The following is a 26,808-nucleotide window of genomic DNA, read 5'->3' as shown; positions in this document are numbered from 1 at the left end:
CGTCGACGGGGCGTTACTCGGTGTCGATTCGGTCCGCGTACCCCTGTTTCGTGCGCTCGACGAACTCCTCGGGAAGCGCCTCGACATCGCCAACCTGCACGTTCCAGAGGTCGGCGTACATCCCGTCCTCGTCGATAAGTTCGTCGTGGGTGCCTCGCTCGACGATCTCGCCATCTTCGAGAACGAGAATCGTATCGGCGTCCCGGACCGTCGAAAGTCGGTGCGCGATCGCAAACGTCGTTCGGTCAGCGATCATCCCCGAGAGGTTGTTCTGGATGACCGCCTCGGTCTCGTTGTCGACGTGGCTCGTCGCCTCGTCGAGGATCATGATCTCGGGATCCCGAAGGATCGCTCGGGCGAGCGCGATGCGCTGGCGCTGGCCGCCCGAAAGCTTGACGCCGCGCTCGCCGACCATCGTGTCGTAGCCGTCGGGCAGTTCCTCGACGAACTCGTGGGCACCAGCGATCCGCGCCGCCTCGTACATTTCGTCGTCGTCGGCGTCGTCGAGACCGTACGCGATATTGTCCCGGGCAGTGCCGTAGAACAGGAACGGCTCTTGGTTGACGTAGCCGATCGAGTCTCGGAGACTCTGGAGCGTGACCTCGTCGACGTCGACGCCGTCGATCCGAACGTCGCCGTCGTCCGGGTCGTAGAAGCGCAACAGCAGTTTCATCAGCGTCGACTTGCCAGCCCCCGTGGGCCCGACGAGACCGACGTACTCGCCCGGTTCGACCGAAAACGAGATGTCGCGGAGCACTTGCTCGGGGTCGCCCTCGTCGTTCTCGTAGGAGAAGTTCACGTCGTCGAACTCGACGCGGCCCTCGAGGTCGTCCAGCGGAGTGGCGTCGGGAGCGTCCTTGACGCGCGGTTCGAGGTCGAGCAGGCCGGTGATCCGCTCACCGGCGGCTTCCGCGTACTGGTAGTTGTTCAGCACCTCGCCGACGCGGCGCATCGGCCACGAGAACCGCCGGGTGTAGTTCAAGAACAACACGAGTGTCCCAGCAGTCATGGCGTTGTTGGGACCGTTGAAGAACGGATGCGGCGGCGAGCCGGTGACGACCCACCAGCCGCCGATCAGAAAGACGAGGACGTAGCTCAGTTGCGTCGTGATCGCCAGCGTCGGGAAGAAGGTGATGCGTGCCATAATCGCGTCCCACTGGGCGTCGAGGTACTCCCGGGACGCATCCTCGACTCGGCCAGTCTCGAACGGCTCGGTTGTGTACGCTTTGACCGTCTGGATGCCACCGACGTTGTTTTCGAGCCGGGAGTTCATCTGTCCCACCGACTTCCGCACGCGCTGATACTTGGGATGGATCAGTTCGCGGAACTTGTAGCTGAGATACGCCAGAATGGGAATCGCCGCGACGGGGATCAACGCGAGTCGCCAGTTGATCGCCAGCATGACGACGCCCATCCCGCCGACGCGAACCACGACGGTGATGATCGTGTTGAGGTCGCCGGTCAGGAAGTTCTCCAACTGATTGACGTCGTTGTTGAGGACCGACATCACTTCGCCGGTCTGGCGGTTGTCGAAGAATGACAGCTCCCGTCGTTGCATGGCGTCGTAGCTGTCGACGCGAACGTTGTGCTGGAAGTGCTGGGCGAAGCCGTTCCACATGTAGTCGTTGATCCAGCCGAGCCCGGTGTTGAGAGCGTACGAGCCGCCGACGAGGCCGGCCGCGAGGAGAAACTGTGCGCCTTGGGCCTCGGGGAGCCACGCCTCGGGAACGAGCGGGAGCGCGAACGCGCGCGTATCGAAGAACAGCGAGTCGATGGCGATCGCCAGCACGAACGCCGGAACGAGTTCCATCGCCATCTGCAGGATGCTCGCGGCGGCGCCGCCGAAGAACTGCGGCCAGTGCTTGCGCCCGTACTCCCGGAACAGCCGGTAGATCGACGAGCCGCTCTCGTTTCGGATCTCGTCGAACGAGTCGTCATCGTCGTCGTGAGCGTTCGGGGGCATCTCAGCGCGATACCTCCGAAGAGAGTCTCTCGTGGGTGCTCCGTGCGGTCGCCGTCACCGATCGACCGGTCGCGTTCGATGCCGCTCCGTGGGTTGCCGGCCACATCGTCGGATCGTCTGTCGTCGGTCTACTGTCGAGTGGATACATCGTGAATTCAGGCTGAACTGCTGGTCGCACTGCTCTCACGTCACTGTTCTCCGGGAAACCGACGCACGTCGCCGGGGACGACCGGTTCGCCGCGCTCGGCCGAGGCCACCGCCGCAAAGCACAGTTCGAGACTGGCGAGGTTGTTCCGGCCGCTGTGTGGTGGTTCCTCGCCAGTTTCGATCGCCCGGAGCAACGCCGCCATCGAACCGTGGAACCCGTCTGTGAACCACTCGCCGTCGAGGTCCGGCGATGCGGTCCCTCGCTCGGTCTCGAGTGTTACCGTCTGTCCGTCGCCGCCCGCGTCGGTGCTGACGAGCGTTCCCTCGGTGCCCGCAACGACAGTGCGGTCCTCCTGTGCGAACTGCGTGTGGCCAGCGAACGTCATCGACGCCTGTGCGCCCTCGTACTCGATACTGGCTTGCGAGAGCAGCGGTTTCGAGGATTGCTGTGTCGGTGAGGTCGCCTCCGAGGCGTAGACTCGCTGGGGCTTGCGATCGCCCATGAAACACGAGAGCGCGTCGAACCAGTGGATCGCAAAGTCATAGAGGATGACGTGTTCGACATCGTCGAACGGCGTCTCGGCGATCCAGTCGTGATCGAAGTGCACCGAGAAGTCCACGTCGAGGACGCTGCCGACGTGGCCCTCAGCGATTGCGTGTCGCAGGTAGCTGAAATGGGGTGCCCAGCGACCGTTCTGGTTGACGGCCAGCTGCACGTCGTTTTCGGCCGCCAGTTCGACGAGGCGCTCGCCGACGTCGAGATCGAGGACGAACGGCTTCTGGCTCAGAACGTGCTTGCCGGCCCGGATCGCATCCTCGATCAGCGGCGGGCGGTGCTGGGGATGCGTCGTGATGTCGACAACGTCGATATCCGACCGGGCGAGCAGTTCCTCGTGGTCGGTGTACACGTCGGCGTCGGGGTAAAACTCCTCGCGCTTCTCCTCGGCGGCGGCCTCGTCGATGTCACAGAGCGCTCGAACGTCGTAGCCCGCGTCGCTGTAGGCTTCGAGATGTGTGCCCGTGATGCCGCCACAGCCGATCAGCCCGACGGCTGGCTCGTAGGACTTCGGGTCGCGGGGTTCGTAGGGGAGTTCCGGTGCCTCGAAGCTCGGGTCAACACTCATCGCCGCACACTCTCCGCCGTGACAGTGGCATCCAGCGAGGTAGCGAGGTTGTCAACTATCCGCGTCAGTAGGTCAGGAACGTGATCGAAGTCGATACCAACGACTGACAGAGTCATGCGTGTGACACTGAGAGTAACTACCAAATAAGTTGTGATTACGTGAGTCATTCCCGCAAGCGCCCTGATAGGCGACGGGGGAGTAGCAACGACGCTCGCGTGGATTCGGCGCAGGCAGACCCACTACTCGGCAGTTATGAGTCCAGAAACATCGGTTGCGTCCAAGCCGCGTCGCCGCCTCGGCCGAGACACTCGACGCGAACGTACGTGTGGTCGCCGCCGCGGACGAGTTGTTCGGGGAGGTGGAACGTGGCTGTCGAGCTGTCGACGGTCTGCTGAACGACGCCGTGGTCGCTGATCAGTCGAATTCGGTCGGCATCGGCCGTCGAAACGAGGAGTTCGTTCCCGTCAACGCCGACTGTTTCGACGGTGACGCCGGTCGAGGAGTAGAACCGGCCGTTTCGAAGCGCGTCGAGAACTGCCGCCGGCGTTCGCTCGTCGGACTGCACAACTGTCCAGCCTTCCTCGACATCGCCGCCGCGGTGTGAGTCGTCGGCCGCAACGCCCCAGAGGCGGTGGCCCTGCGAGAGCAGCCAGTCCCAGCGGTCGGTCGCTCTGGCGGCACCAGCGTGGCGTTGGATCAATCCGTTGTAGATCTCGATCCCGTCGAATCCCTCGATCCGGCTTAGTTCCTCCCGCGACCAGTGCTCGAACTCGTGGAGCCACTTGGGATGGTTGGCGACTGCGAATCCGCCGTTCTCGTCGATGGTATCGACGACGGCCTGCCGGTCCTCGTCCGGGTCGACCTCCGTCGACGCCCCGACGTGCTGGAGATGTGGGCCACCTGCACTCACCTCGACTGCGGGCACGAGCACCATCCCTGTCTGCGACCGATACTCGTCGGGATCGACGAGCGTATCGTGGTCGGAGAGTGCCAGAAAGTCGTAGCCGCGGGCGGCGTAATCGTCGATGACGTCCTCGGGCGGTCGAGTACCGTCGCTTTCGGTGGTGTGGGCGTGGACGTTGCCGCGGAGCCAAGTGCCGCTATCTTCGTAGGGAGAGCGAATCGTCACCATACGACTCACCGAGCGCTCGGAACTCTCAAAAAGATTCGGTCGGGAGCGGCCCGACCGGCGTCAGGCTCGCTGACTTGCCTTCTGGATGCGCTGGCGCTTGTTGTAGAACAGGTATCCGGCGATGGCGACGATCAGCGCCCCCAGCACGGTGAAGGCGAGAAGTTCCCCGAGCCGGAGGAGCGACGCCCCGGCGAGGATGATGCCGAACAGCATGGCGCCGATGTACGGGCCGTTCCCGCGAATCGTCGTTCCACAGTGCGGGCAGCTATCTTCTTCGAGCGGGATCGTTTCGTTACACCGACGGCAGACTATCAGTTGCCCCTCTGAGCTCATCGTTACCTAACGATTATCCGTCCAATACTTAACGATTGTGACCGCGCTGTCGAGCGCGGTACAGCAGTCGCTACCGCATCGTCGCTGTGGCGTCAGTTGACCGTGGGCACCGGGACCTCGTCGAGCACGTCGCGCACGACCTGTCGCTTGTCGACGTCGTTGACCTTCGCCTCGGCCGTCAGCACGAGACGGTGGGCCAGCACGGACTCGGCGATGTTCTTGACGTCGTCGGGCGTGGCGTACTCGCGGGCCTCGATCACGGCACGGGCGCGGGTACACTCGAGGAGACGCTGGGTCCCACGCGGGGAGACACCGGTCTGGACGCGGTGGTCCTCGCGGGTCATCCGGCAGACCTCAGAGATGTAGTTGAGCATATCGTCCTCGGTGCGCACTCGCTCGGGGACTTCCTGTAGCGCCAGCACTTCCTCGGGGTCGTCCATGACCTGCTCGGCCTGTGGCGTCGAATCCATCCGGCCGACGCGGCGCCGCAGGATCTCGACCTCGCCGTCGTTGTCCGGGTAGCCCAGACTCGTCTTGACGAAGAAACGGTCGACCTGCGCTTCGGGAAGCGGGAACGTCCCCTCCTGCTCGACGGGGTTCTGGGTCGCCAGCACGAAGAACGGCTCGGGGAGCTGGCGGGTTTCGCCCTCGACGGTGACCTGCTTTTCCTGCATGGCTTCGAGCAGCGCGGCCTGTGTCTTCGGCGGCGCGCGGTTGATCTCGTCGGCCAGCACGACGTTACCGAAGATCGGACCGGGCTGGAACTCGAAGGTGTTCTCGCGCTCGTTGTAGATGTTCGTCCCGGAAACGTCGTTGGGCAGCAGGTCCGGCGTGAACTGCACGCGGGAGAAGTCCAGCCCGAACGCGCTGGCGAAACTGTTTGCGGTCAGCGTCTTCCCGGTCCCGGGAACGTCTTCGAGCAGCACGTGGCCGTCGGCGAGGATGCCGAGGAGCACGTCCTCGAGGAACTCCCGGTCCGCGATGACTGCCGACTGGATCTCGGTTATGACGTCCTCACAGCGCTGGCTAGCCTCCTCTATGGTTAACTCTGTCACAGCCATGAAAAAGCGGTATCAGTCCAGTCCCTTAGAGTTGACGGTTGCGTGCGGGAACATAGCACCCGACGGCACGGCGGTCGCCTGCGTCCGACCGCCACGTCTCGACTGTCAACACCCGGTCACCGGGGACGCCGCTTCTCGGGGGCGGGAAGCGCCGGAAACGCCGCATGGGGCTCTTTCTGATACCAATACGCCACCGAGGCGATGTCGTCCGAACGCTCGAACAGGCTACGACCGTCGTGACCGATCTGCTGGATCGTCACGCGCAGATCCTCTTTGAACCGGATGGGGTCGGGAACGTGCCAGCGATACAGGCCGTGCTTGGGCGGTCCGCCGTGCCCGTCCGATCCGTCGTCGTACAGCGGGTAGCCCAGAAACGGTGTCGAGTAGGTCTCGGGCCCATCACCTGCATCGAAACACCACGCCCCGCCGACGTAGTCCTCGGCGCCGGTGCCACAGATCGTCGGGAGCTCGTCGTCGCCGTCGATGTAGGCTTTGAACTCGCCTTCTCCCCACCAGTCGCCTTCGAGCGCGGTCCACGCGAGGTACGTCCCCGCGTAGTGACCCTGTCCCTCGATCCCGTCGACGATCGTGTAGTCCTCGCCGGTAGTCGTAGGGTTTTCGCGGCGCCACTGGGCGTGGAAGTACGCCGTGTCGTCGCTCAGTTCGTCGACGAGCGAGTAGTCGATCTGGTAAAACAGCGCCGGGAGGGGGCCGGGATGCTGGTTCTCGATCGTTATCCGGGCGCTCTCCCGGAACGGCATCGGCCAGTAGCAGTTCAGGCCGCCGTGGGGCGCGGCGACCACCGGCATCGAGTTGACGGTCGTCCGGCGGGCGTGGCCGTTACAGAAGAAGTCGCCGATCGGCACCTCGACCGACGGGTCGTCCTCGCCGTCCCAGTACATTCGAACGACGACATCCCGGAGAACGTGCTCGCCGGCGTCGGTCCGGTCGGGGAGCGTGAACCAGATGTGATCGATCGAACCGGGTCCGTCGATCTCGGCGAGCGTCTCGGTGGCACCGGAAGGGACATCGCTGAGGCAGGGCCGTCCCTTCCGTCCGGGACCGAGATCGCTGGCGGCCTGTCCACCGGCGCCGACCTCGCCGTCGGGATTCTCGGCTGTGATCGATCGTGACCGGGCGTCCGATACCGTAGCGAGACTATCGAGTCCGAACGAAGAGTGCATGCGCCTGCCCGGTTTCGACCGACGTGGTATAAAGCTACCCGCGAGAACGGAGAATAAGACGAAAAGCGGCGTCGCCGAGCGTCAGGTCCGGATCGCCCAGATCAGGAAGACGATCCCGAACAGCAACAGCGAGAGCGCGGCCACCGGCTGTCCGCCGCCGGCGATGGCGTACACGCCGTACCCCACGGCGGCCGCCAGCGACGCCGCGATCGTCGTCGCGGCACCGTGGATGATCTCGTTGCGGCGGGTGGTGCTGTGACGCCCCACGTGCTCGCCGAGGCTGATGGCGTTGTGTCCGAAGTCCCACGCGAGGACGGTCGCGACCATGCTCACGAGCAGGAGTTCGACCGGCGTTCCGAAGCCGCCGGAGATGAGCACCGAGAGGAACAGTGCGCCGACGCCGACGGCCACCCACGTCCGGCTCTCGGCGACGATCAGTCCCGCACCGACGGCGCCGGCACCGGCGAGGCCGACCGGCAACGCGAGCAGCGCGAACGGGGCGCTGGTCAGCGCCGCCAGCACCGCGGCGCCGACCGCCGCGATGGTGCTGAGCTTGGTCGGCGAGTGATCTAGTTCTATCGGGTCGGGGTCGGCTGGCATGTCTGTGTTCGTGCTCATACTGCCCACCTCTGGGCGGCGCGTTCGAGTTCGATTCCAAGCGGTTCCTCGGGCTCCCAGTCGACGATCCGGATGCCGCGTTCGCGCAGCCGGACGATCCGCATCGTGCGCTCGACGCGGGAGAGACGCTGGCCGATCGTCCCGGCGGCGGTCGGATCGGGACTGATGACGGTGACGGGGTGGCCCACGGAGTCGAGGCGGCGGGCGACCTCGGCCGTGTAGTCGTCACACAGCGGCGAGAACAGCATCACCTGCGCCTCGGGGGCGAGCTGTCGGCGCACGTGCGTCATCGGGTCGACGTACTTGCTGCCGACATCCGTGTGCTCGGGCGGGAGCGTCGAGATCGCGGGATGATCGGTGAAGATGTTTCGCGCGCGTTCGAGTTGCTCCTCGCCGGCGCCCGGTGCGAGCCAGCACGGCACCGTGTCGAAGGCCGCAACGCCGACCAGATCGCCGCGGTCGTACAGCGACGGGAACAGCTCCATCGCAGCGTCGACGCTGCGGTCGACGGCGTGTTTGGCGCCCGGATGCGGCGAGACGTACGCCGAGTCGCGGGAGTCAAACAGCAAGACGACTTTCGCCGCCCGCTCCTGTCGGAAGTCGATGGTAGCGAGTTCGCCGGTACGGGCGTGTCGCTTCCAGTCGATGCGTTTCATCGGGTCGCCCTCGCGGTACTCCCGGACGGAGAAGAACTCCAGACCGGCGCCGCCTTGGGCGGTGTCGACCTGCCCGGAGTACAGCGAGGTCTGGGAGCGAACCGGTGCGCCGTGTTGGCTCGATAGCGCCGGCGAGCACTCGATGCCGGTCTCGACATCGATCGCAACTTCGCGCTCGATGGCGCCGGCAAAGTCGCGTGCGACGACGAGCAGCGGCCACTCGTGGTCGCCACGCCCCGCGACAGCGGTGTAAGTAAACGTCGCCGTCGCGTCCGATCCGAGGGCCGTAGCGATCCGGGGCGATCCCTCGACGACCTGCATCGAGGGCGGAACCCGATCGACGAGTCGGAGGTCGGACAGGTAGCTGTCGCCGTCGTTGCGGACGGTGACGGTCACGTCGACGAGGTCACCCGGCTCGGGCGACTCATCGCTGACGTGACGTTCGACATCGAGGTTCGTCACCGCCGGCTCGATGCGCAGTCGGGCGTAGGCGGCGAGCGCAGCCGGGATGGCCGACAGCAGCAGGATCGACGGCGTGAACGTGACGATCCCCCAGCCGGCCGCCAGCAGCGCCAGCGCGGTGATACCGGCCCAGTGGCCGGTTTCGAGCAGGTCGCCCGCGACGATGCCGTCGCCGAGTCGGGTCGCGTCGTCGTCCGTCGAGATGTCCTGATAGCTCGTGCTGGTCTGGGTGACAGACGAGTCCGACCCGAACCGGGCCTGCAACCGTTCGAGCAGACCTTCGGGCTCAGGGTCGTCATCGTCGTCATCGGTCGCAGGCTGGAGGTCGATGCCGGACCGCTCGACGATCGTGTCGACCGTGATCCGGACCCAGCGCTGGTAGTCGGACTCGCCGCCACCGGTCAGCCGGTCGGACAGCGAGTCGAGCATCGACTTCGAGGGCGGGCTGCCGCCGGCGAAGAACGACGCCGCGTACTCGTTGTCGGTCCACGTGCCCTCCTGTAGCTTGTGGACCGCGGCCTCGCGCGAGCAGTCGTCGCGCTGGCGGATGACGTCGACGGCGACCGACGCGAGTCGTTCCTGAATCTGGTCGCGGTACTCGACGGTGCCCTCTCGGTAGTGAGTGAGACGGTAGAGCGCACGGTCGATGTCGCCGCCGGGCGCTGGCGTCGAGAGTGGCAGCTCCACGCTCGGAATCGCCGTCTGGTGGACGCCGCCGGACGTGCGCGATCGGATCATCCACGCGCCCATCGCAAACGCCAGCACGCCAGCGATCGCCGCGATGGCGAAGCTAGAGGGCAAGACGTTCACGAGCGGATCGACCAGCACGTACGTTACCAGCCCGACCGCGATGGCCACGAACCCGAGGGCGAGCATCGCCCTCCGGACGAGCGCGTCAAAGCTCGAGTCGGCGCTCATCGTTGATCACCCTCCCCGTCGCCTGCCGGTTCGTCGATTGGTGTGTCGTCGGTGTCATCAGTCTGTCCGTCGGTAGTTCCGTACTGCGATTCGACGTTGCGAAGGATCGAAACGGCCTGTTCCTCGCGTGCGCCGGCGTCCTTGCCGCCGTAGCGGACCTCGTTGAACAGGTGAGTCAGTTCGGACACGTCGTCTTCGTTCATGCCGATCTCGACGGCAGCGTCGGCGAACTCGCCCGCGGAGTACGTCTCCGGACTGTCGACATCGAGCAGTTCGGTCATCTCGATCCAAGCGCGGTAGACGGTGTTGTCGACGTCCTCGTTGTGCTCCTCGATGCGGTCGGCCGCGCGGCCGGCCGCTTCGGCGAACTGGTCGAGGTGAACGTCGTCGTCATCGTCCTCGGCCTGCGGGACGACCGCTTCGTCGGCGTTGACGGTGCGGTACAGCACCGCCGCGGCGCCGGCCATCAGCAGACCGACGAGAGCGATGAGCATCCACGACGGAACGTCAGTCGCGGTGACGATTCCCTGCCCGCCAGTCGCAAATCCGCCGCTCGCGCTGTTCCCTACGGCGATACCCGCGCCGCCACCACAGTCGGTTACGAGGAAGTACCCGAGCATGATGGGTGGGAAGATCGTCCACGTGGTAAACAGCGCCAGCGCCGCGTTGTACCGCGAGTAGATCAGCAACGCGATGCCGAGTACGGCGAGTAGCACCGACAGCGTCCCCAGCGTGGTGTCGAGGAACGACACGCAGGTCGTCAGTGACTGATAGGAGCTACTGCTGCCGGCGGACTGGTTCGCGTCGCCGCCGGAGCCCGTTCGCTGGTCGCTACTTCCGAGATCGTCCCGTGGGTCCGGAGGCTCTAGAACCTGATCTTGGCTACTCCCACCGACGGGCTTGGCCGTGTCGAGCGTCGCCGCGGTCAGTCCGAGCCCGGCGACGCTCACCAGGGCGACGAGAACGATAACAGCGGCAGACCGGTCGATCGACGGCGTCATACTACCAGTCTATCGGAGATCGTTCTGCGACAACGGTGAGCGATACGTACACCTCTGGCTACACTGCTGGATCGTGGCATACTATCGCATTGATAACCCAACGAACGTAAGTAATTTTCGATAGTGTGAGTGACGACGCGCCGTCACAACTGCGAGCAGGCAGGTAGATTTACCAGCGTCGGGGCGTTGCTATCCGACAGGATGACTACGACCCGAGCCAGCGGCCGACCGTGTCTCGGTCGAGAGCAGGTGGACGCATGATCGACCCGAGAACGTCGGCGCTGTTCTCGACGGTAGCGACCGGGGGTGCTGGCATCGAGACCGCGATTCTCGATCACTCACCGATCAGGCAGAGTAGCTGGTTCGACGCCGTCGTCGCGGATGCCGTGGTGACCGGGCGATATCTGCCGATCGAGACCGGGGCCACGGACGAGGTATCGACCGTCGCCATCGCCGATCTACGTGACGACGAGCTCGTCGAGTTGGCGATGGAACTCCCTGACGGGGCGACGCCGACGGCCGATCGCGAGACCGGGGAGTTGCTCGTCCCAACAGCCACGTCGGTCGTCAGCGTCGATCCTGCTGACGGCACAGGTAGAGAGATCGGCGCGCTCGACGCCGGAGAGGGGACAGATAGGGCCGAGGCCGCCGCGACGCGACCGGATTGTGGGCGGATCGCCGCGGGGCTAACCCGGTCGGTCGATGGCGATTCGATCGGGCTCGGAACGATCGACGGCGAAACGTTTCGCGTCGGCGCGCTCGACACCGCGACCGGCACCGTCGAATCATGGCACGACCGTACTTGGCCGGCGGCGCGCGTCAGCTACAGTCCGACCGATCCCTCACTGCTGCTGTTCGCTCGGACATCGGAACAGGACAGCGACGCGCCGGCCGGAACGGCCCTGCTCGCACGGAAAGGACTCGGCGCCCGGCCGCTCGACGAGTTGCTTCCCGACAGGCACGACGGCCACTGGTGGGATCCCGACGGAACGGGGATCTGGTACGTCTCCCCCGACGGCGTCGAGTATCTCGACCTCGAACTCGCTCGTCGGGAGCTCGTGTGGTCAATCCCGGCAGCGCGAGCACACGCGACCGCCGACGGCCGGTTGGTGGCTGTAACGACTGACGGCGCCGAACCGTCGATTCGCGTCTCCGATCGGAACACCGGTGAGCACATCGAAGTCGGAACCGGGCCGGCATCGGCCGACGAGCGGCCAGTTCAGCCACAGTTCGTCGGGAACGACGAGGCGTTGGCGTACACGACCGAGGTCGACGGCGAACTGACGCTCGCGTTGGCGCCGGTCGAGGCGATCCGGAGCTGTTTCTGAGCGTCGACTCGGGGCAGTAGCGGGGAGATTTCTAGTCGGCGTCGACGTGACCCCAGCCGAGTGCGGACCAGAGACCGCCGGGCTGGGTATCGCGCCGGGCGTACCGCCACGCCGGGTCGTCCGCTGGGGGAACGGACCACTCGGACGTGTCGTGGAAGATCGTCGGAACGTCAATCGTAAGCTCCAGCCGCGGAAGTTGGTAGTTGTACACCCACGTGCAGGCTCTGGCGTGCTCGATCGCGTCAGAGGAATCGGCAGCCGTCGCAGACTGAACGGCGTGGTAGAGATACGGCCACGCGCGCGGCGTCCCATCGGGCTGGCCCATCGGCGGCGCATCGACCGTAACGGCCCGCAGCGCCTCAGCCGAGTCGAACGCCAGCCGCCGGTCAGCAGCAGACGGTCCGGTCGACACCCAGCGCAGGCCGCCGTTCTCGGCGACGGCGTCGTCGACCGCGGCCGCCAGAAACGCAGACTCGGGGAATCGACCGTCGCGGACGAGCGATCGAACGTACTCGCCAGTGCGAGCGCGTGGGAGGCCGGCGGCGTTGGGGCTCGACCACGACGATGTCGTGGCGGCGAACTGGCCCGTTCGGAGCAGTTGCTGGTAGCTCGTCGCCTCGACGCGCTTCATCGAGGCGTCGATCCCGAACGAGCGCAGTTGCTGTGCGATCGACAGTGCCAGCGTCGGGTCCGGATCGGCGGTGAGCACGGTGAACTCGAACGGAGTGCCCTCGGGCGTATGCCAGTCGCCGCCGTTCGTCTCGAATCCGGCCCGTTCGAGCAGGGTTCGTGCCCGCTCGTGGTCGCTGGCGTACGGTCGGGAGACATCCCGGAGGCTCGCCGGTGCCCAGCGCTCGTGCTGGAGATCGACGCCGGGGATGTCGACGGCGTCGTCGCCGACATCGACCGTCGCCTCGACGAGGCTGTTCCTGTCGATGACGGCGGCGATCGCCGCCCGAACGTCGCGTTCGCCGAGGTGGTGTGTCGTGTGGTTAAACTGCAGCGCGGCCCCGCCCGTCGCCGGCCCGTCGAACGAGCTGATCGCGTCGGGGACGCTCTCGACGGCGTGCTGAGAAACGTCGTCGAGCACGGCGCCGTCGATCGATCCCGAGCGGAGATCGTACAGTCGCGCGTCCGGATCGTCGCGAAACGCCCAGACGACTTCGTCGTAGGAGACGCGGTCGGCGAACGGGTGCGAATCGTTGACGGTGAAGTGGAGATTGCTCCCGTCCGTTCGGTAGGGGTACCAGAGACCGCTGTAGGCGGCCTCCAAGCCGGTGCCAACGTAGTCGTCTTCCAAGTTGATTCCGGCCGGGGGGAGCCGGTCGTCGCCGAGAGTCCAGAGGTCGCCCTCGACGATCGAGGCGACGCGCGCTCGCGTGTCGGCGTCCTCCCACGGCCGGTCGTCGAAGGCGGCGACGAACTCCTTCCAGAGCCCGTCGTAGTACGCCCGAGGGCGAGCGCCGATCTGCGCGTTCAGCGCGTACAGCGGACTGGTGACGGCGTCGAACCGGCCCTCGAGCGTGATCGTCCTGTCGTCCCACCGGACATCGGTGACGGCCTCCCACGGCGACTGCGGACGCCGCTCCCCTGACTTGATCTGGGGGACTGGAGCGAGTCCGGACGCCCCGGCTCGGAGCATATACGCCCACCGGCCCACATCAGCGGCGGTGAGCGGGTCGCCGTTGCTCCACTCCAGATCGGGACGGAGCGTCATCGAGACGGTCGACGGCGTCTCCGCGTGCTCATCGGCGAGGACGGGCGACGATGCTCCCGGTTCGGGACCGAGCCCGAATCCAATATCATTGGCAAACGCAGCGAGTAGTCCCGTCGGCTGTACGAGTTGCCGGTCGGCGAGCCTGCCTTCGAAGCTCGTGACCCAAGCCCGTCCCTCGACATCGACCGAGAGTTCGGCGTTCCGCTCGCCGATGAGTTCCGAGCACCCGGATAGCGCGAGGGCACCCCCTGACGCGAGTCCAGCCAAGAAACCCCGGCGGCCGGCGGAGCACTCGCCGCGAGCCGTGGGCGTGCGTTCGGGGGCGCCGTTCATAGTTCGACAGGAACGTCGGAATCGAAATAAGCCTTGTTCTCGGAGGAGGCGCCGAGATCGGCTGCCTGCAGCGCTGTAGATGCGAGCGTCACTCGCTCCGCTCGCGGACGTACTCGGCGCCGGCTCGAACCTCGTCGACGTTCGATTCGAGGGTGACATCGACGTAGAACGTCATCGGGCTGTCGTCCCGGTTGGCCTCGACGATCAGGTGGCGTTTCCACGACTCGTCGTCGAGATACGCGTACTGTACGTCCTCGAGCGGCGTCTCCCAGAGTTCGTCTGAGAGTTGCCCACCGAAGACTATCAGGACGCGTCGATCGGTGACGACGACCTGCGTATCCCGCGTCGGGTACTTCGTCTCCGTGTCCTCGCCGTCGCTGATCAGCAGTCGATTCCCCTGAAACACGTACTCGGGCTGTTCGTCGTCGGCCAGATACTCCGTGATCGCACGGTCCGAGCGGCCCGTCGCGTTGGCCAGCACCGCGGGCGTGACCGTCTCGCCGCGGGCACGCTCCGCGGTACGAACTGTTGCCTCGGGGATCGAGGCGGACTCGGAGCGGTCGAGCGGCCGTCGGACCAGCCGCGAGAGCAGTTCGAACGCGCCCATTTGAACGTCCGTTCGTTTGCCGTGGGGACGCTTCAAACTATCGTCCAGCACCGAAAAAGCGGCCGACGCGAGCGTCGTCTCAGGGACGGAACGGCTCGAAGGGGTCCCACTCGAAGTACAGCAGCGCGCTGATCATCCCCATGGCGACGACGAGATGGATCGCCGCCAACTGGAGGACGACGAACGTCGCCGATCCGGGTTCGAGAAACGGAACGGAGACAGCGAGCAACAGCAGCATCAGCACGCAGGCGATGAGCATCCCCTTCCAGAAGTTCCGGTTCATGGTTGCCGGTCCCGCCGGATCGCCCTAAAGCTTTCCCGCTCGGGGACGCCGATCGACAGCACAGCGGAAGCAAAGCGGCGTGGCATCGCCACGGATCAGAACGGCGTCCACCACTGAAGCCCGGACTGGAGCAGGTAGAGGCCGACGATGACGGCCGGCACCGCCGCGATCTTGCGGGCCTTGTCCCGTGAGACTTCCTTTGCGTTCTCGATGCCGACGGCGAGCAGCCGCCAACTCCACGCGACGAACACCAGCCCAACGAGGAAGGTCGCAAAGTACGCCGGGCTCTCCAGACCGAGTTCCATGACGTTTTGAACCTGTGCTTCCGGGGAGATTCCCTCGGGGCTCGGCGGGAAGTCGACGCTGTAGAACAGCGCGACGATGACGATCGATCGGAGCAGCATCCAGACGCCGATCGGCATGATCGCCCAGCCGGTGACACGCAGCGCGCGGCTAATAGGTCCGCGGCCGCCGAGGAAGTTAGCGACCAGATGGGCCGCAACGGTGTACAGCACCCAGATGCCGAAGACGGTGAGCATCGGGCCGAGAACGATCCCGATCAGCGTGTAGTTCGTGTACGGCAGCGGCGCTTCGAGCGCCGAGTACATTTCCAGCGCGAAGTACGCAAACCCGGCGGCACCGAGCAGGCCACAGAGGATGACGACGATCGCCTCCAGTGCGGCTCCGCGTCGGTCCACCCGGCGCTGAATCAGCGATTCCTGGGCTCCGAGTCCGATTCCGACCATGGGGGTACCTGCTCGGTTGTTAGTAATAAATGCTTTGCAACCGCGGAATAGCTACGGTGTGGCGATGCGACAAAGGGCAGAATTCCGGGGGCGGTCGCGGCCGATTAGGACGCCGGGCCCATCCGGTCGCGGGCGATCGAGACGCCCTTGACGAGGAACAAGAGCGCGTAGCAGATCGTTCCGATGAGCGCGAAAAAGACGGCGAACACGCCGAAGAATCCGGCACCGAGAGCCCAGTCGGACATGCCGGCCCGGATCATCGCTTGCACGGTCGCTCCGGACGCCGCCAGCAGGACGGCGATGATGTACATCAGCGCGAAGATCGGGTGGTCGAATCGGCTCGCAATCGCGCGTCGGGTGTATTCTAGCATTGTTGTAGTGTAGGTGTGTCAGTCGTTACAGCGGGATGTCCCGTTCCTCGTCGTGGATCGGTTCGCTGTTCCAGTACTCGTGGTGCTCATCTTCGCGGAAGCAGGACACGAGGCGGTCAGTGTCGTCGTCTGCCGAGAGCAGTTCCGGCTCCTCGTTCCGGCAGGCCTCACGGGCTTTCGGACAGGCCTCGTGGAACGGACAGCCGCTTGGCGGGTCGGCTGGATCCGGCGGGTCTTCCATCATGATCGGTGATTCCTCGGGAATCGTCTCGCGTCCCTCCATCGGATCGAGCGGGAGCGACGCCCACTTCAGGATCTTGGTGTAGGGATGGCTCGGATCGCCGATTACCTCCTCGACGCTCCCGATCTCGACGATGTTTCCGAGGTACATCACCGCGACCCGTCCGTCGGCCTTGTCGGCGAAGTACCGCGCGTTCGTGAGGTTGTGCGAGATGAAGATGTAGGAGGTGCCGAACATGTCCTGCAGTTCCAACAGCAGGTCCATGACGTCGACTCGGAGCGACACGTCGAGCGCGCTGACGACCTCGTCGAGCAGGATTACGTCTGGCTCGACGAGCATCGCACGGATAATGGCGACGCGCTGTTGCTCGCCGCCGCTGAGCTCGTGGGGGTATCGCTCCATGTACTCCTCTGCGGGCGTGATACCGGTGGTCTGTAGCATCCGGCGGATGCGTTCTCGCCTGTCGTTCAGGTCGAGGTCGGGGTACCAGAGCTTGAGCGGCTGGGACAGCGTCGACTTGACCGTCCGGTAGGGATTCAGCGCAGACCCGGGGTCCTGATGGACGATCTGGAGCGCACGGCGAATGTCCTCGAAATAGACCTCGCCGGCGTGTTCGCCCTCGCGAACGGCGTCGATGTCGTACCCGTCGTACTTGACCGACCCCTCGGTCGATTCCTGCAGGCCGATCGCCGTCCGGCCGAGCGTGGATTTGCCGCTGCCGCTCTCGCCGACCAGCACGAGCGCGTCCTCCTCGGCGAGTTCGACGGTAACGTCGTCGAGGGCCTTGACCGGCGACTCGCCCAGTCCGAAGCGCTCGACGATGTTATCGGGTAGGGCCTGTTCGATGAGCGGTTCGTCCTTGAACTCGACGCTGACATCCTCCAGCGAGAGGAGCGGGTCGTCGACAGTCTTGCTCATTGGTCTTCACCTCCGAAGGTGACGGGAATCGACGTTTTCGCCTGATCGGTGTAGAAGCACGCGGCCTCGTGGCCGGGTTCGTCGAGGTCGCTCATGTCCGGCTTCTCGATCTCGCAGCGATCGTCGGCGACCGGACACCGCGGGTGGTACGGACAGCCAGACGGGATGTTCACCGGATCGGGACTCGTCCCCTCGACCGTGACGATGTCCTCGATCGGCATGTCGAGGTTCGGCGTCGCGCGAAGCAGCGATCGGGTGTAGGGGTGGGCTGCGTTGTACATCACGTCGGTCGTCTCGCCGAACTCGACGAACTCGAAGCCGTACATCACGCCGAGTCGGTCAGCGAAGCCGGAGATGACCGGCAGGTCGTGGCTGATGAGCACGAGCGTCAGGTCGTACTTCTCTTTGACCTCGTGGAGCAAGCGGAGGATCGTCCGCTGCATGAGCAAGTCCAGCGAGGCGGTCGGCTCGTCGAGGACGAGCACTTCCGGTTCCAAGACCAGACTCAACGCGATCAGGGCGCGCTGGCGCTGCCCGCCGCTCAGTTCGTGCTGGTGGGAATCGAGGATACGATCCGGTTCGAGGTTGAGATCGCGCATGAGCTGTCGGGCGCGCTCCATGCCCTCGTCTTTATCCTCGTTGTGCGCTGCGAGGGTCTCCTCGAAGTGCGCGCGGATCGTCGTCGTCGGATTGAACGAGCTCATCGCCCCTTGGAACACCATGGCGATCTCCTGCCAGCGGATGCGGTCCATGTCGCCTTTTGCGAGATCGAGGATGTCGACCGGTTCTCCCTCGTCGGGGTAGTACGTGATCTCGCCGTGGAGCTGTCCGGGATCACGAACGGCATCGAGCAACGCGGAGGCGAACATGGACTTGCCACAGCCGCTCTCGCCGGCGACGCCGAGCGTCTCGCCGCGGTAGATGTCCATGTCGATGTCGTTGAGCACGCGCGCCTGTCCGCGGCTCATGTCGAAGGTGACGTGCGCGTTGCGGATCTCGATGATCGGGTCTTCGTTCGATGTCGGTTCGGCCGTGGTCGCTTCAGTTGCTTCGAACATTGTTGATCAGTTACTGCACCCCGACTTGAGTCGCCGCGTCGTCGGCGAACTCGTCGTTCTGCGGGCCTTGCGGACCGTCGTCGGCGCTTTGCTTGCGCGCTTCGTGACGGGCGCGAACGCGAGGGTTGAACACCTGGTCGAGAGACTGTGCCAGCAACACGAACCCGAAGTTGAGGAACGTGATCGTAAACAGGGGCACCAGCAGCCAGTGGGCCGCCTCCAGCGAGTACAGCGCCCCCGACTGCATGTACGCCTGATTCAGGACGACGCCCCAGTTCTGCGTCGAGTAGGGCAGGATCCCGAGGAAGTACAGCCCGACGGACGCCGAGATGATGCTGGTTGCGCCGCCGAGGAATCCGATGACGATCATCGGCATCAACTCGGGAAGAATCTCCTTGAACAGGACGTTCGAGGTCGATTGCCCCATCGATCGGGACGCCTCGACGTACTCCTTGTTCCGGAGCGCGAGTGTCTGGCCGCGAATGCCACGCGAGCCGCCCGCCCAGCCCTGAATGTTCAGAACGATCCCGACGAGCCACGGGTTGGTCGGTTCGATCAGGGCGACCAGAATCAACAGGAGCGGCAGGCCGGGAATCGACCCGAAGGTGTCCGTCACCGTCATCAGAACCTTGTCGACGGTGCCACCCATGTAGCCGGCAACCAGCCCGACCGCGATGCCCATGACGCCGCCGAAGATGGCGCCCGAGAGGATCATCTTGAGCATCGCCGGGGTCGAGTGGATCATCAGTCCGAGCAGATCCTGCCCGAACGCGTCGGTCCCCAGCGGGTAGCGCATGTTCTCGAACGGCTGGACGAGTCGCGGCGCCTGACTCAGACTCGGCGTCGGCCAGAACGCGACGCCGACGGTCCCCATCAGGAGGTAGATGGCGATGATCAGGATGCCAAAGCGGCCCCGGATGTCGTTCCAGATCACCTTCATCGGCGCGACCACCCAGACCTCGATCAGTTCCTCGAACACGTCGGCCGCCGTCGCATCGTATTCGGCCTGTGACGTGAACGGTGACGATTCTTCGCCGTCGTACGTCGTGTCGTCAGTTCCCATACGAGGTCACCCCATGCTCGACTGCTCTGCGCGCGGGTCGATCAGCGCGTACGTGAAGTCCGCGACCAGCGTCCCGACGACGAAAAACAGCGTCCCGATGACGATGTTGGCCGTCAGGAGCGGGAAGTCCCGAGCGACTGTCGCCTCGAACATCAACAGCCCCATCCCGGAGTACGAGAAGATCGTCTCCAAGATGACCGAGCCGCCGAGGATGCCGCCGATCCCGATGACGATGCCCGTGTACATCGGCAGGATGGCGTTGCGTCCGAGGTAGCGCGTCGAGATTTTGTACGCCGAGAGCCCACGCAGACGGGCGACCCGGATGTAGTCCGAGCCGAGGATGCGGATCGCGTTCGCGCGCATCCCGAGGGCACCACCCCCGAACCCGGTGACGATCATCGATAAGCTCGGCAACGCGGCGTGATAGAACACGCCGCGTATGAACGGGAGGTTAAAGCCCGGCGTCGTGTTCGGCGCCATCCGACCGCCGCGGGGGAACCACTGGAACTGGTAGGCGAACAGGTACAGCAGCAAGATTGCGGCGACGTAGTAGGGGATGGCGGAGTTGAACAGCATCGACGCGGTCATCCCGAGGTCGAACTTCGTGCCCTCGTAGTAGGCCATGACCGTGCCGAGGATGATCCCGACGAACAGCCCGTAGACCATCGAGATCGACGACAGGAAGATGGTCCACGGCGCCGCCTCGGCGATCAGTTGCATCACCGGTGCGCCGGGCTCGACGACGTACGAGATGCCGAAGTCGCCCTGCACGACGCCGGTCATGTAGTCGATGTACAGTTCCCAGAGCGGTTCGTCCGGCGGCGTGATCAGGATGTCGTTGAGAACGCGTTGGATCTCCTGCGGCGTCGGGCGAGGCTCGAGGCCGTACCGCTGTGGATTGTTGCGGATGTTCGACCGGAGGTAGTCCTCCGGCCCACCGGGCATCAATCGGATAAAAATAAATCCGATTGTCACTATACTAAATAAAGTTACGAATGCCTGTATCAACCGGTTGCGCAGGTATCCCATGCTTGGGAGCTAAAAGATACTCATGGCATAAAAAGATGTGGGACAACCGTTTAGAATACCGCTCCGGAAAGCGGACAGTCAGCACATCGGCCCGTGGAAATTGCTAGGGGAGAGAGAAACCAGCACCAGTACCGCAGCGACCGGGGAGAACACTTATCGGACTGGTAGCCCGTCTGGAACTGTATCATGGCAAATCGCCTCCTCGGACGACGCATCGTCCATATGCTCGTGCTGACCGCGTTCGTCGCCGTTGCACTGTTTCGACCGCTCCGCGCGCTCGTCCCGGCGTGGGATCTGCTGCTCGCGATCGGGTTCCTCGTGGCATGGATGCTCGGACAGCGCTACGAGCGCGAGATGATCGCCGAGGCCGGGCTCGCGGATCGAGAGAAGATTCTCACAGTCGAGCGGCAGTCGATGAGTTGGGGCCGATCGAAGAAGTAGCCGCGCTCGGCGAGATAACCGAGTTCGACCGCCCGCCTACGAAGACAGCGTAACTTCGTCCGAAAGTGACGTTATTCGGGCTTCGCGCTGATGTGACCGGAGTTGATCAGCGATTTGGGCCCGCGGTACCACTTCTTCTCTTGGTCTTCCGGGGGAACGATCCACTTGCTCGTGTTGTGGAACTTCTGGGCCTTCTGCTTGTGGATCGGGAACTCCGGAACGTACCAGTTGTAGATCCACGCCAGTTCCTCGAGCAGCTCTTCGTAGCTGCGGTCCTCCAGACGGTAGCCCCAGTCGAGCATCATCGCCGCCCACGCGGTGTCGTACTCCTGCAGTTCGCCGTCGGGCTCACCGACCGGCGGCGCCTCGATCGTGAAGTAGTCCTTGAGATGCTCGGCTTGGAAGTTGTGGGCGTAGCCGTTCTCGTCGATGTTGACCGGCTCGACCTCCTCGCCCCACTGCTGGACCTGTTCGTCGGTCCAGATGCCGTGGATGCCGCGCTGGACCGGGTTCTGGGGAATCCACCAGAAGAACGCGAGCGCGGAGTGAGCCTCGCCGCCCCAACTACCCGGCGCCATATCGTAGCTGCCGGACTCCTTGTTCTGCTGCAGGACGGCGCTGTCCTGCGTGTACAGCTCGGCCTGAATGCCGAAGCTCTGGAGCTGATTGACCATCAGCGTCTCCATGTGCGGGACGGACGCGTCGGTCTGGATGCGGAAGCTCCACTCGTTGCCGTCGGGCGTCATCCAAGTGCCGCCTTCCTTCGAGAACCCGGCGTCTTCGAGCAGTTGGGTCGCACGCTCTTGGTCGGGTTCGTACTTGTTCAGCGAGCTGAGGAACTCGTCGCTGAGAATCTCGTCGATGCCGCCCATGGCACCGGGGATCTCGATCGGCGAGGCCTCGATCACCGTCTCACCGGAGACGGCCTCGGTGATCGCCTGTCGGTCGATCACGTGCTGGATCGCCTGTCGGGCCCGAACGTCGCTGAAGTTGCCGTCGCCGATGTGGACGTTGAACGAGGCGCCCGAGGGGACCTCGTGACGGAACTCGACCATCTCTTCGGGCAGCGCCGAAAGCGTCCGTTCGGGCATGGAGACGCTACCGCTTGCGTCGAGGTGCCCTTCGACGAGCGCAGTGCGTTTGGATTGGGCGCCCTCGATGTACTCGGCTTTGATCGTCGGCCAGTTGATCCGGTCCGCGTAGGGATACCCCTCGTTTTTCTCGAGCGTGTACTCGCGCTGGTTGACCTCCGAGAGGTAGAAGGGGCCGCAGGTGGCGACATCCTCCCAGCCGACATCCATGTTGCGATACTGAGAACGCAGGGATTCGACCTCGCTGAAGTTCTCGCCGAACGGATCTTCGAGGCTCATGAAGTCCTCGAAGATCTGGTTGTAAACGGGCATCTCCGGCACTGCACCGTAGAACTCACGCTTGAGCGTGTCCTCGGTCCACGGGCACTGCTCGCCGTACCAGCCCTCCTTGGTCTTGAACGTGACCGACTTGCCGTCGACCTCGATCGCGTCTTGGCGCCAATCGCCGCCGTCGTCGGTCGGCGACCGGACCAGCAGCATCGGCGCGCCGACCTCGCTGGGCGATTGGACCTCGTTTCGCGGGGAGCTGACCCGCATGAAGATGCTTCGGAGCACGTGGTTCCGAACGTGCTTACCCGTGATCTGATCGCCGTTGCTCCACGCGGCATCCTCATGGACCGTTACCGTGACCGATCCCGGCGACACCTCGACGTTGTCGATGATGACGCCGTTGTACCCATCTTCGTAGAGGGTTTCGTAGTAATCGGCACCCTCGAGGAGGGCTCGAATACCCCACGGGTACACCTGCCACTTGCTCATGTTGAGCGAGAGCTCGCTCGGATCGATGTCGTTGGAGTGGGCGATCCGATACTCCTGCTCGACGAAGTCGAGGTTTTCTCGCTCCTCGGGGGACATGTAGCTGCTGTGGGTCCCACCGCCGTTGCCGTCGTTGCCGAGGCCCATACACCCCGCAAGACCGAGGAGTGAGGCCGTACCGATACCCTGCACGTAGTCGCGTCTGGTTGGCTCGAAATCTCTCATAGTTGGTGCTTACCTGTGGACTGTGAGCTTCGTTCCCAATCTAGGTGTAACGGTATATAATGATACTGGTTCTGGAACCGCTCTGGGTCCGGAAAACAAGGTTCTCGGCCCCGAGCGCTAACGTTTGAAGGGATATTTCGTAACGAGAACAGAGCGTGAGGCAGGTTGTTATCTCGATATTTTGGGCGGACGAAAGGAGAGTGTGCTTACTATCTTGTCACAAAGCAATAGGACCTGGGGACCAAACGGAAGATCAATGGGAGGTTCTGACGACAGCAGCATCATCAGTCGACGGGCGGTTCTCAGCGCTCTCGGAGTCGGTGGCGGACTGACGACGGGCTTCGCACTAACGCGCCAGTCCAGAGAGGCGAACGACTTACCGGACAGTAACGACGCCGCGGCGCAGTTGGATTCGCGGCTCGACCGGATCGGACAAGACACGTGGGCGTTTTTCGACGAGTTCTCGCACGACGATACCGGGTTCGCTCCGGACCGCGTCGATGCCACTGCGGCGGGGTACACACGACGGTCGGTGACATCACCGGCGAACGTCGGCCTCCAGTTGCTGGCGACGGTAGCCGCGTCGGAACTCGAAGTCATCTCCAAGTCAAGTGCGCGCGAGCGCGCGCACGAGATTATTGTAATGCTACGAGAACTCGACCGGTGGAACGGGCTGTTCTATCGGTGGTACGACATCGGCAACGGTGCAGTCGCCGAAGACCACGGCGGTTGGTGGGAGATTTCGACGATCGACAACGGCTGGCTCGTGGCCGGCCTCGTCGCGGCGGGTGGGGCGTTCCCCGAACTTCGACCCATGGCCGACGAAATTCTCGCCGGCCAGTCGTTCGACCGGTTCTACGACCCCGACGTGTCGAACCCCTTCGAGGGCGGGGAGCCGTTCGGCCAGTTGTACGGCGGCTTCGACGCCAGATCGGGCGATGATCTCGGCTTCCATTACGGCGTGTTCAACGCCGAGACGCGGATCGCGAGCTACGTGGGGATCGGGAACGGCGACGTGCCGCGGTCACACTGGTGGGACACGTTCCGGACGTTCCCGCCCGAGTGGGATCAGCAGGGCGATCCCGAGGGAGAGTTCCGAGCCTACGACGACAACCGCGTCTGGGAAGGCCACTACGAACACGAGGGGATCAGGTACGTACCCTCGTGGGGCGGGAGCATGTTCGAGTCGCTGATGCCGTCGCTGGTCCTGCCGGAACGATCGCGCGGCCAGCATGCGCTAGGGGCGAACAATCGCAGGCAGGTGCAGTTACAGATCAACCACGCCGAGGAGCAAGGCTACGACGCGTGGGGGTTCTCGCCGTGTGGACTACCGGACGGATACGCCGAGTTCGGCGTTGCACGCGCCGGGATCGAGGGGTACGAGCGCGACGACGTTGCGACGCCGCACGCGACGCTTCTGGGACTCGAATACGCGAGCGAGAGCGAGATCGCAGGGGCGCTCGATGCTTACGTCGACCGGGGCCTCGATACCGAGTACGGGTTCTACGACTCGATGAGCCTCGTCAGCGACTGGACGACGAACGCGTATCTGGCGCTCGATCAGGGCATCTCGCTCGTTGCGATCGCAAACTACCTGCGCGACGGCGCCGTCCGGGACGCGTTCGTGAACCACCCGGTCGGATCGGGACCGACGGGGCTGCTCGAAGCGGAACGGTTCACGATCTGACCCACAGCGCCGAGGCGAAAGCGACAGGAAAGTGAGTTACTCGACCAGTTCGAAGCTGTCCGCACACCGGATGTCGTCGGACGCGCTCCCGGCCATGACGCGGAACTCGCCGGGTTCGGCGGCGAACTCCTCGTCGAGCGTCCAGAAGGCGAGGTCGTCGCTCTCCAACTCGAACTCGACGGTGCGGCGCTCGCCCGGTTCCAGTTCGATCTTCTCGAACCCTTTCAGCTCCTTGACGGGGCGGGTCCGGCTCCCGACGAGGTCGTGGACGTACAGTTGTACGACCTCCTCGCCGGCGACCGAGCCGCCGTTCTCGACGGTGACCTGCACCTGCAGCCGTTCGTCCATGTCGACGGCGTCGGCGCTCAGTTCGAGATCGGTGTACGCGAACGAAGTGTAGCTGAGCCCGTGGCCGAACGCGTACAGCGGGTCGTTGGCTTCGTCGAGGTAGGACGTTCCCCAGCCCGGTTCGGCCTGTTCTTTCGGCCGCCCCGTCGGCGGGTGGTTGTAGTGGATCGGGACCTGTCCGAGCGATCGGGGGAACGTGATCGGAAGCTTCCCCGAGGGGTTGTACTCGCCGAAGAGCACGTCGGCGATAGCGTTGCCGGCCTGCGATCCGAGGAACCACGTTTCGAGAATCGCGGGGACGTTCTCGGCCAGCCACGGGACAGCGAGCGGCCGGCCGTTCATCAGCACGGCGGTGACCGGCGTGTCAGTCTCGACGAGCGCTTCCAGAAGTTTGCGCTGCTCGCCCGGAAGCCCGATGTCGGTCCGGCTGGAGCACTCACCCGAGAGCTCCCACGTTTCGCCGACCGCGACGACCGCGACATCGGCGTCCGCGACGGCGTCGACGGCGTCCTGACGGAGCTGTTCGGAGGATTCGCCGGTTCGCTCACAGCCTTTCGCGTATGTCACGTCGATGCCGTCGCCGGCTGCTTCGGTGATTCCGTCGAGCACGCTCACGGCGTAGTCCGGATGGCCTCTCGCTCGCCAATCACCGAGCACGTCGTCGGCGCTGTCGGCGAGGCCGCCCACGACCGCAATCTCGTCGGGCGAGTCGAGCGGGAGCACCGCATCGTCGTTGTCCATCAGGACGATCGACTCACGTGCTACGTCGCGGGCGGTCTCGTGATGGGCGTCGGCGCGGATCGTCTCCTCGCGTCGGTCCTCGTCGAAGTACTTGTAGGGGTCCTCGAACAGGCCCAGAAGGTACTTCGTCCTGAGAACGCGCCGGACGGCCTCGTCGAGATACGCCTCCGGAACGACGCCGTCGTCGACGAGATCGGCGAGTTCGTGGTTGTAGATGTGGCCGACCATGTCCATGTCCGACCCACCCATCATGGCGCGCTCGGCCGCCTCGCGCTCGTCGGCGGCGACGCCGTGGTAGATGAGTTCGCGGAAGGAGTTCCAGTCCGAGACGACGAAGCCGTCGAACCCCATCTCCCCCTTGAGAACGTCGCGGACGAGATGTTCGCTCGCGCCCGCGGGCACGCCGTCGTAGTCAGTGAAGGCGTTCATCACGGTGCCGACGCCGGCGTCGACGGCGGCCTCGAACGGCGGGAGGTGGATGTCCCGTAGCGTCGACTCGGAGATATCGACGGTGTTGTACTCGCGGCCGGCTTTGACTTCCCCGTAGGCAGCATAGTGCTTCGCGCACGCGAGGACGGTGTCGGTCGCTGCGAGGTCGTCGCCCTGAAAGCCCTCGACCCGAGCGGCCGCGAGTTCGCTTCCGAGATGCGGATCTTCGCCGCTGGTCTCCATTGCACGCCCCCAGCGAGCGTCGCGAGTCACGTCGACCGGTGGTCCAAAGGACCAGTGATAGCCGTCGGCGGCGGCCTCGGCGGCGGCGATCGAGGCCGCCTCTTTGGCGGCACCGGGGTTCCAACTGGCCGCTTCGCCGAGTGGGATCGGAAACAGCGTCTCGTAGCCGTGGACGACGTCGTAGCCGAACAGCAGCGGGATGCCGAGCCGCGATTCCTCGACCGCCAGTTGCTGGTACTCGACGTGGCTCTCTAACCCCGAGGCGTTCAGGATCGACCCGACGCGCCCGTCCCGGATTTCGGCTTCGACGTCGACATCCTCGACGGCCGGGCCGGTCTGTTCGGACCCGTTGTACTGGTTGAGTTGGCCGACCTTCTCGTCCAGCGTCATCTCCTCTAAGAGCGATTCCACTTTCCTGTCGATTTCTGCACGCTCCTCATCGGAGGCGCACGCTTGCATCATAGACATGGATAGTCTGTATGTATTCGCCAACAACTCAGCCGGCAGTGCGTTTTATTCTTCCGGATTGTTCGACATTGAGTATCGTAATGAAA

The 26,808-nt window shown here is 64.6% G+C and carries 23 protein-coding genes; 3 read left to right on the top strand and 20 right to left on the bottom strand.

Translation table 11 applies throughout. The features are described 5' to 3' along the window. Positions 1-13: 13 nt before the first annotated feature. The 9 genes from CRO01_RS13980 to CRO01_RS13940 all read right to left on the bottom strand — a co-directional run bounded on the left by CRO01_RS13980 (position 14) and on the right by CRO01_RS13940 (position 10,548). Positions 14-1,963 (bottom strand): ABC transporter ATP-binding protein, encoded by a 1,950-nt coding sequence (locus CRO01_RS13980; protein ID WP_097009779.1) that lies wholly within the window; start codon positions 1,961-1,963, stop codon positions 14-16. 188 nt (positions 1,964-2,151) lie between these two features. After that, positions 2,152-3,234, bottom strand: coding sequence for a Gfo/Idh/MocA family protein (locus CRO01_RS13975; RefSeq protein WP_097009778.1), 1,083 nt, complete (start codon positions 3,232-3,234; stop codon positions 2,152-2,154). A 250-nt stretch (positions 3,235-3,484) separates the two neighbouring features. After that, complete coding sequence (locus tag CRO01_RS13970; protein WP_097009777.1) at positions 3,485-4,366, bottom strand: CehA/McbA family metallohydrolase; 882 nt, start codon at positions 4,364-4,366, stop codon at positions 3,485-3,487. A gap of 60 nt (positions 4,367-4,426) precedes the next feature. Continuing rightward, positions 4,427-4,699, bottom strand: a complete 273-nt coding sequence (locus tag CRO01_RS13965; RefSeq protein WP_097009776.1) for an LPXTG cell wall anchor domain-containing protein — start codon at positions 4,697-4,699, stop codon at positions 4,427-4,429. 92 nt (positions 4,700-4,791) lie between these two features. After that, positions 4,792-5,760 carry an AAA family ATPase gene (locus CRO01_RS13960; protein ID WP_097009775.1) on the bottom strand — a complete coding sequence of 323 codons (969 nt, stop codon included), beginning with the start codon at positions 5,758-5,760 and terminating at the stop codon, positions 4,792-4,794. A gap of 116 nt (positions 5,761-5,876) precedes the next feature. Beyond that, entirely contained in the window at positions 5,877-6,944 is a 1,068-nt protein-coding gene (locus tag CRO01_RS13955; protein WP_097009774.1) for a glycoside hydrolase family 172 protein, read from the bottom strand. Positions 6,945-7,025: 81 nt separating this feature from the next. After that, complete coding sequence (locus tag CRO01_RS13950) at positions 7,026-7,562, bottom strand: DUF7519 family protein (protein ID WP_097009773.1); 537 nt, start codon at positions 7,560-7,562, stop codon at positions 7,026-7,028. Beyond that, positions 7,559-9,598, bottom strand: coding sequence for a DUF58 domain-containing protein (locus CRO01_RS13945; RefSeq protein WP_218839206.1), 2,040 nt, complete (start codon positions 9,596-9,598; stop codon positions 7,559-7,561). Before CRO01_RS13945 ends, CRO01_RS13950 begins: the two co-directional genes overlap by 4 nt. Continuing rightward, entirely contained in the window at positions 9,595-10,548 is a 954-nt protein-coding gene (locus tag CRO01_RS13940; protein ID WP_179747500.1) for a DUF4129 domain-containing protein, read from the bottom strand. Before CRO01_RS13940 ends, CRO01_RS13945 begins: the two co-directional genes overlap by 4 nt. A 308-nt stretch (positions 10,549-10,856) precedes the next feature. Between CRO01_RS13940 and CRO01_RS13935 the strand changes: the two genes are divergently transcribed. Next, positions 10,857-11,927 carry a hypothetical protein gene (locus CRO01_RS13935; RefSeq protein ID WP_097009771.1) on the top strand — a complete coding sequence of 357 codons (1,071 nt, stop codon included), beginning with the start codon at positions 10,857-10,859 and terminating at the stop codon, positions 11,925-11,927. 31 nt (positions 11,928-11,958) lie between these two features. Here CRO01_RS13935 and CRO01_RS13930 read toward each other — a convergent pair whose 3' ends face one another. From CRO01_RS13930 to CRO01_RS13890, 9 genes are all read right to left on the bottom strand, one after another. Continuing rightward, positions 11,959-13,977, bottom strand: a complete 2,019-nt coding sequence (locus tag CRO01_RS13930) for an ABC transporter substrate-binding protein (protein WP_179747499.1) — start codon at positions 13,975-13,977, stop codon at positions 11,959-11,961. An 88-nt stretch (positions 13,978-14,065) separates the two neighbouring features. Further along, the gene (locus tag CRO01_RS13925) at positions 14,066-14,584 is read right to left on the bottom strand and encodes a hypothetical protein (RefSeq protein WP_097009769.1); all 519 of its coding nucleotides are present in this window, start codon (positions 14,582-14,584) and stop codon (positions 14,066-14,068) included. 79 nt (positions 14,585-14,663) lie between these two features. Beyond that, positions 14,664-14,867, bottom strand: a complete 204-nt coding sequence (locus tag CRO01_RS13920; protein ID WP_218839205.1) for a hypothetical protein — start codon at positions 14,865-14,867, stop codon at positions 14,664-14,666. A gap of 95 nt (positions 14,868-14,962) precedes the next feature. Further along, complete coding sequence (locus CRO01_RS13915; RefSeq protein WP_097009768.1) at positions 14,963-15,613, bottom strand: Yip1 family protein; 651 nt, start codon at positions 15,611-15,613, stop codon at positions 14,963-14,965. 104 nt (positions 15,614-15,717) lie between these two features. Beyond that, positions 15,718-15,984, bottom strand: a complete 267-nt coding sequence (locus CRO01_RS13910) for a hypothetical protein (RefSeq protein ID WP_097009767.1) — start codon at positions 15,982-15,984, stop codon at positions 15,718-15,720. A gap of 25 nt (positions 15,985-16,009) precedes the next feature. Then, positions 16,010-17,143: an ABC transporter ATP-binding protein gene (locus tag CRO01_RS16845; RefSeq protein WP_097009766.1), complete on the bottom strand. Its 1,134-nt coding sequence runs from the start codon at positions 17,141-17,143 to the stop codon at positions 16,010-16,012. Further along, positions 17,140-18,201, bottom strand: coding sequence for an ABC transporter ATP-binding protein (locus CRO01_RS16840; RefSeq protein WP_218839204.1), 1,062 nt, complete (start codon positions 18,199-18,201; stop codon positions 17,140-17,142). The genes CRO01_RS16845 and CRO01_RS16840 overlap by 4 nt, the downstream gene beginning before the upstream one ends. Positions 18,202-18,211: 10 nt before the next feature. Further along, on the bottom strand, positions 18,212-19,264 hold the full coding sequence (locus CRO01_RS13895) for an ABC transporter permease (RefSeq protein ID WP_097009765.1): 1,053 nt from the start codon (positions 19,262-19,264) through the stop codon (positions 18,212-18,214). A 6-nt stretch (positions 19,265-19,270) separates the two neighbouring features. Continuing rightward, positions 19,271-20,209 carry an ABC transporter permease gene (locus tag CRO01_RS13890; protein WP_179747498.1) on the bottom strand — a complete coding sequence of 313 codons (939 nt, stop codon included), beginning with the start codon at positions 20,207-20,209 and terminating at the stop codon, positions 19,271-19,273. A gap of 270 nt (positions 20,210-20,479) precedes the next feature. Between CRO01_RS13890 and CRO01_RS13885 the strand changes: the two genes are divergently transcribed. Further along, the gene (locus CRO01_RS13885; protein ID WP_097009763.1) at positions 20,480-20,734 is read left to right on the top strand and encodes a hypothetical protein; all 255 of its coding nucleotides are present in this window, start codon (positions 20,480-20,482) and stop codon (positions 20,732-20,734) included. Between the two features lie 71 nt (positions 20,735-20,805). On the opposite strand, the gene CRO01_RS13880 is transcribed toward CRO01_RS13885, so the two are convergent. After that, positions 20,806-22,728, bottom strand: coding sequence for an ABC transporter substrate-binding protein (locus CRO01_RS13880; RefSeq protein WP_179747497.1), 1,923 nt, complete (start codon positions 22,726-22,728; stop codon positions 20,806-20,808). A 334-nt stretch (positions 22,729-23,062) separates the two neighbouring features. Between CRO01_RS13880 and CRO01_RS13875 the strand changes: the two genes are divergently transcribed. Next, complete coding sequence (locus CRO01_RS13875) at positions 23,063-24,493, top strand: glucoamylase family protein (RefSeq protein ID WP_097009761.1); 1,431 nt, start codon at positions 23,063-23,065, stop codon at positions 24,491-24,493. A gap of 36 nt (positions 24,494-24,529) precedes the next feature. Here the strand turns inward: CRO01_RS13875 and CRO01_RS13870 are convergent, their stop codons facing one another. Then, positions 24,530-26,716 carry a glycoside hydrolase family 3 N-terminal domain-containing protein gene (locus tag CRO01_RS13870; protein ID WP_245838558.1) on the bottom strand — a complete coding sequence of 729 codons (2,187 nt, stop codon included), beginning with the start codon at positions 26,714-26,716 and terminating at the stop codon, positions 24,530-24,532. Between the last annotated feature and the right edge of the window lie 92 nt (positions 26,717-26,808).

The sequence above is a fragment of the Natronoarchaeum philippinense genome (assembly GCF_900215575.1).
In the GTDB taxonomy this organism is placed as follows: domain Archaea; phylum Halobacteriota; class Halobacteria; order Halobacteriales; family Natronoarchaeaceae; genus Natronoarchaeum; species Natronoarchaeum philippinense.
Note: the sequence above shows the minus strand (reverse complement) of the source record. Positions and strands in the feature narration are given on the sequence as shown.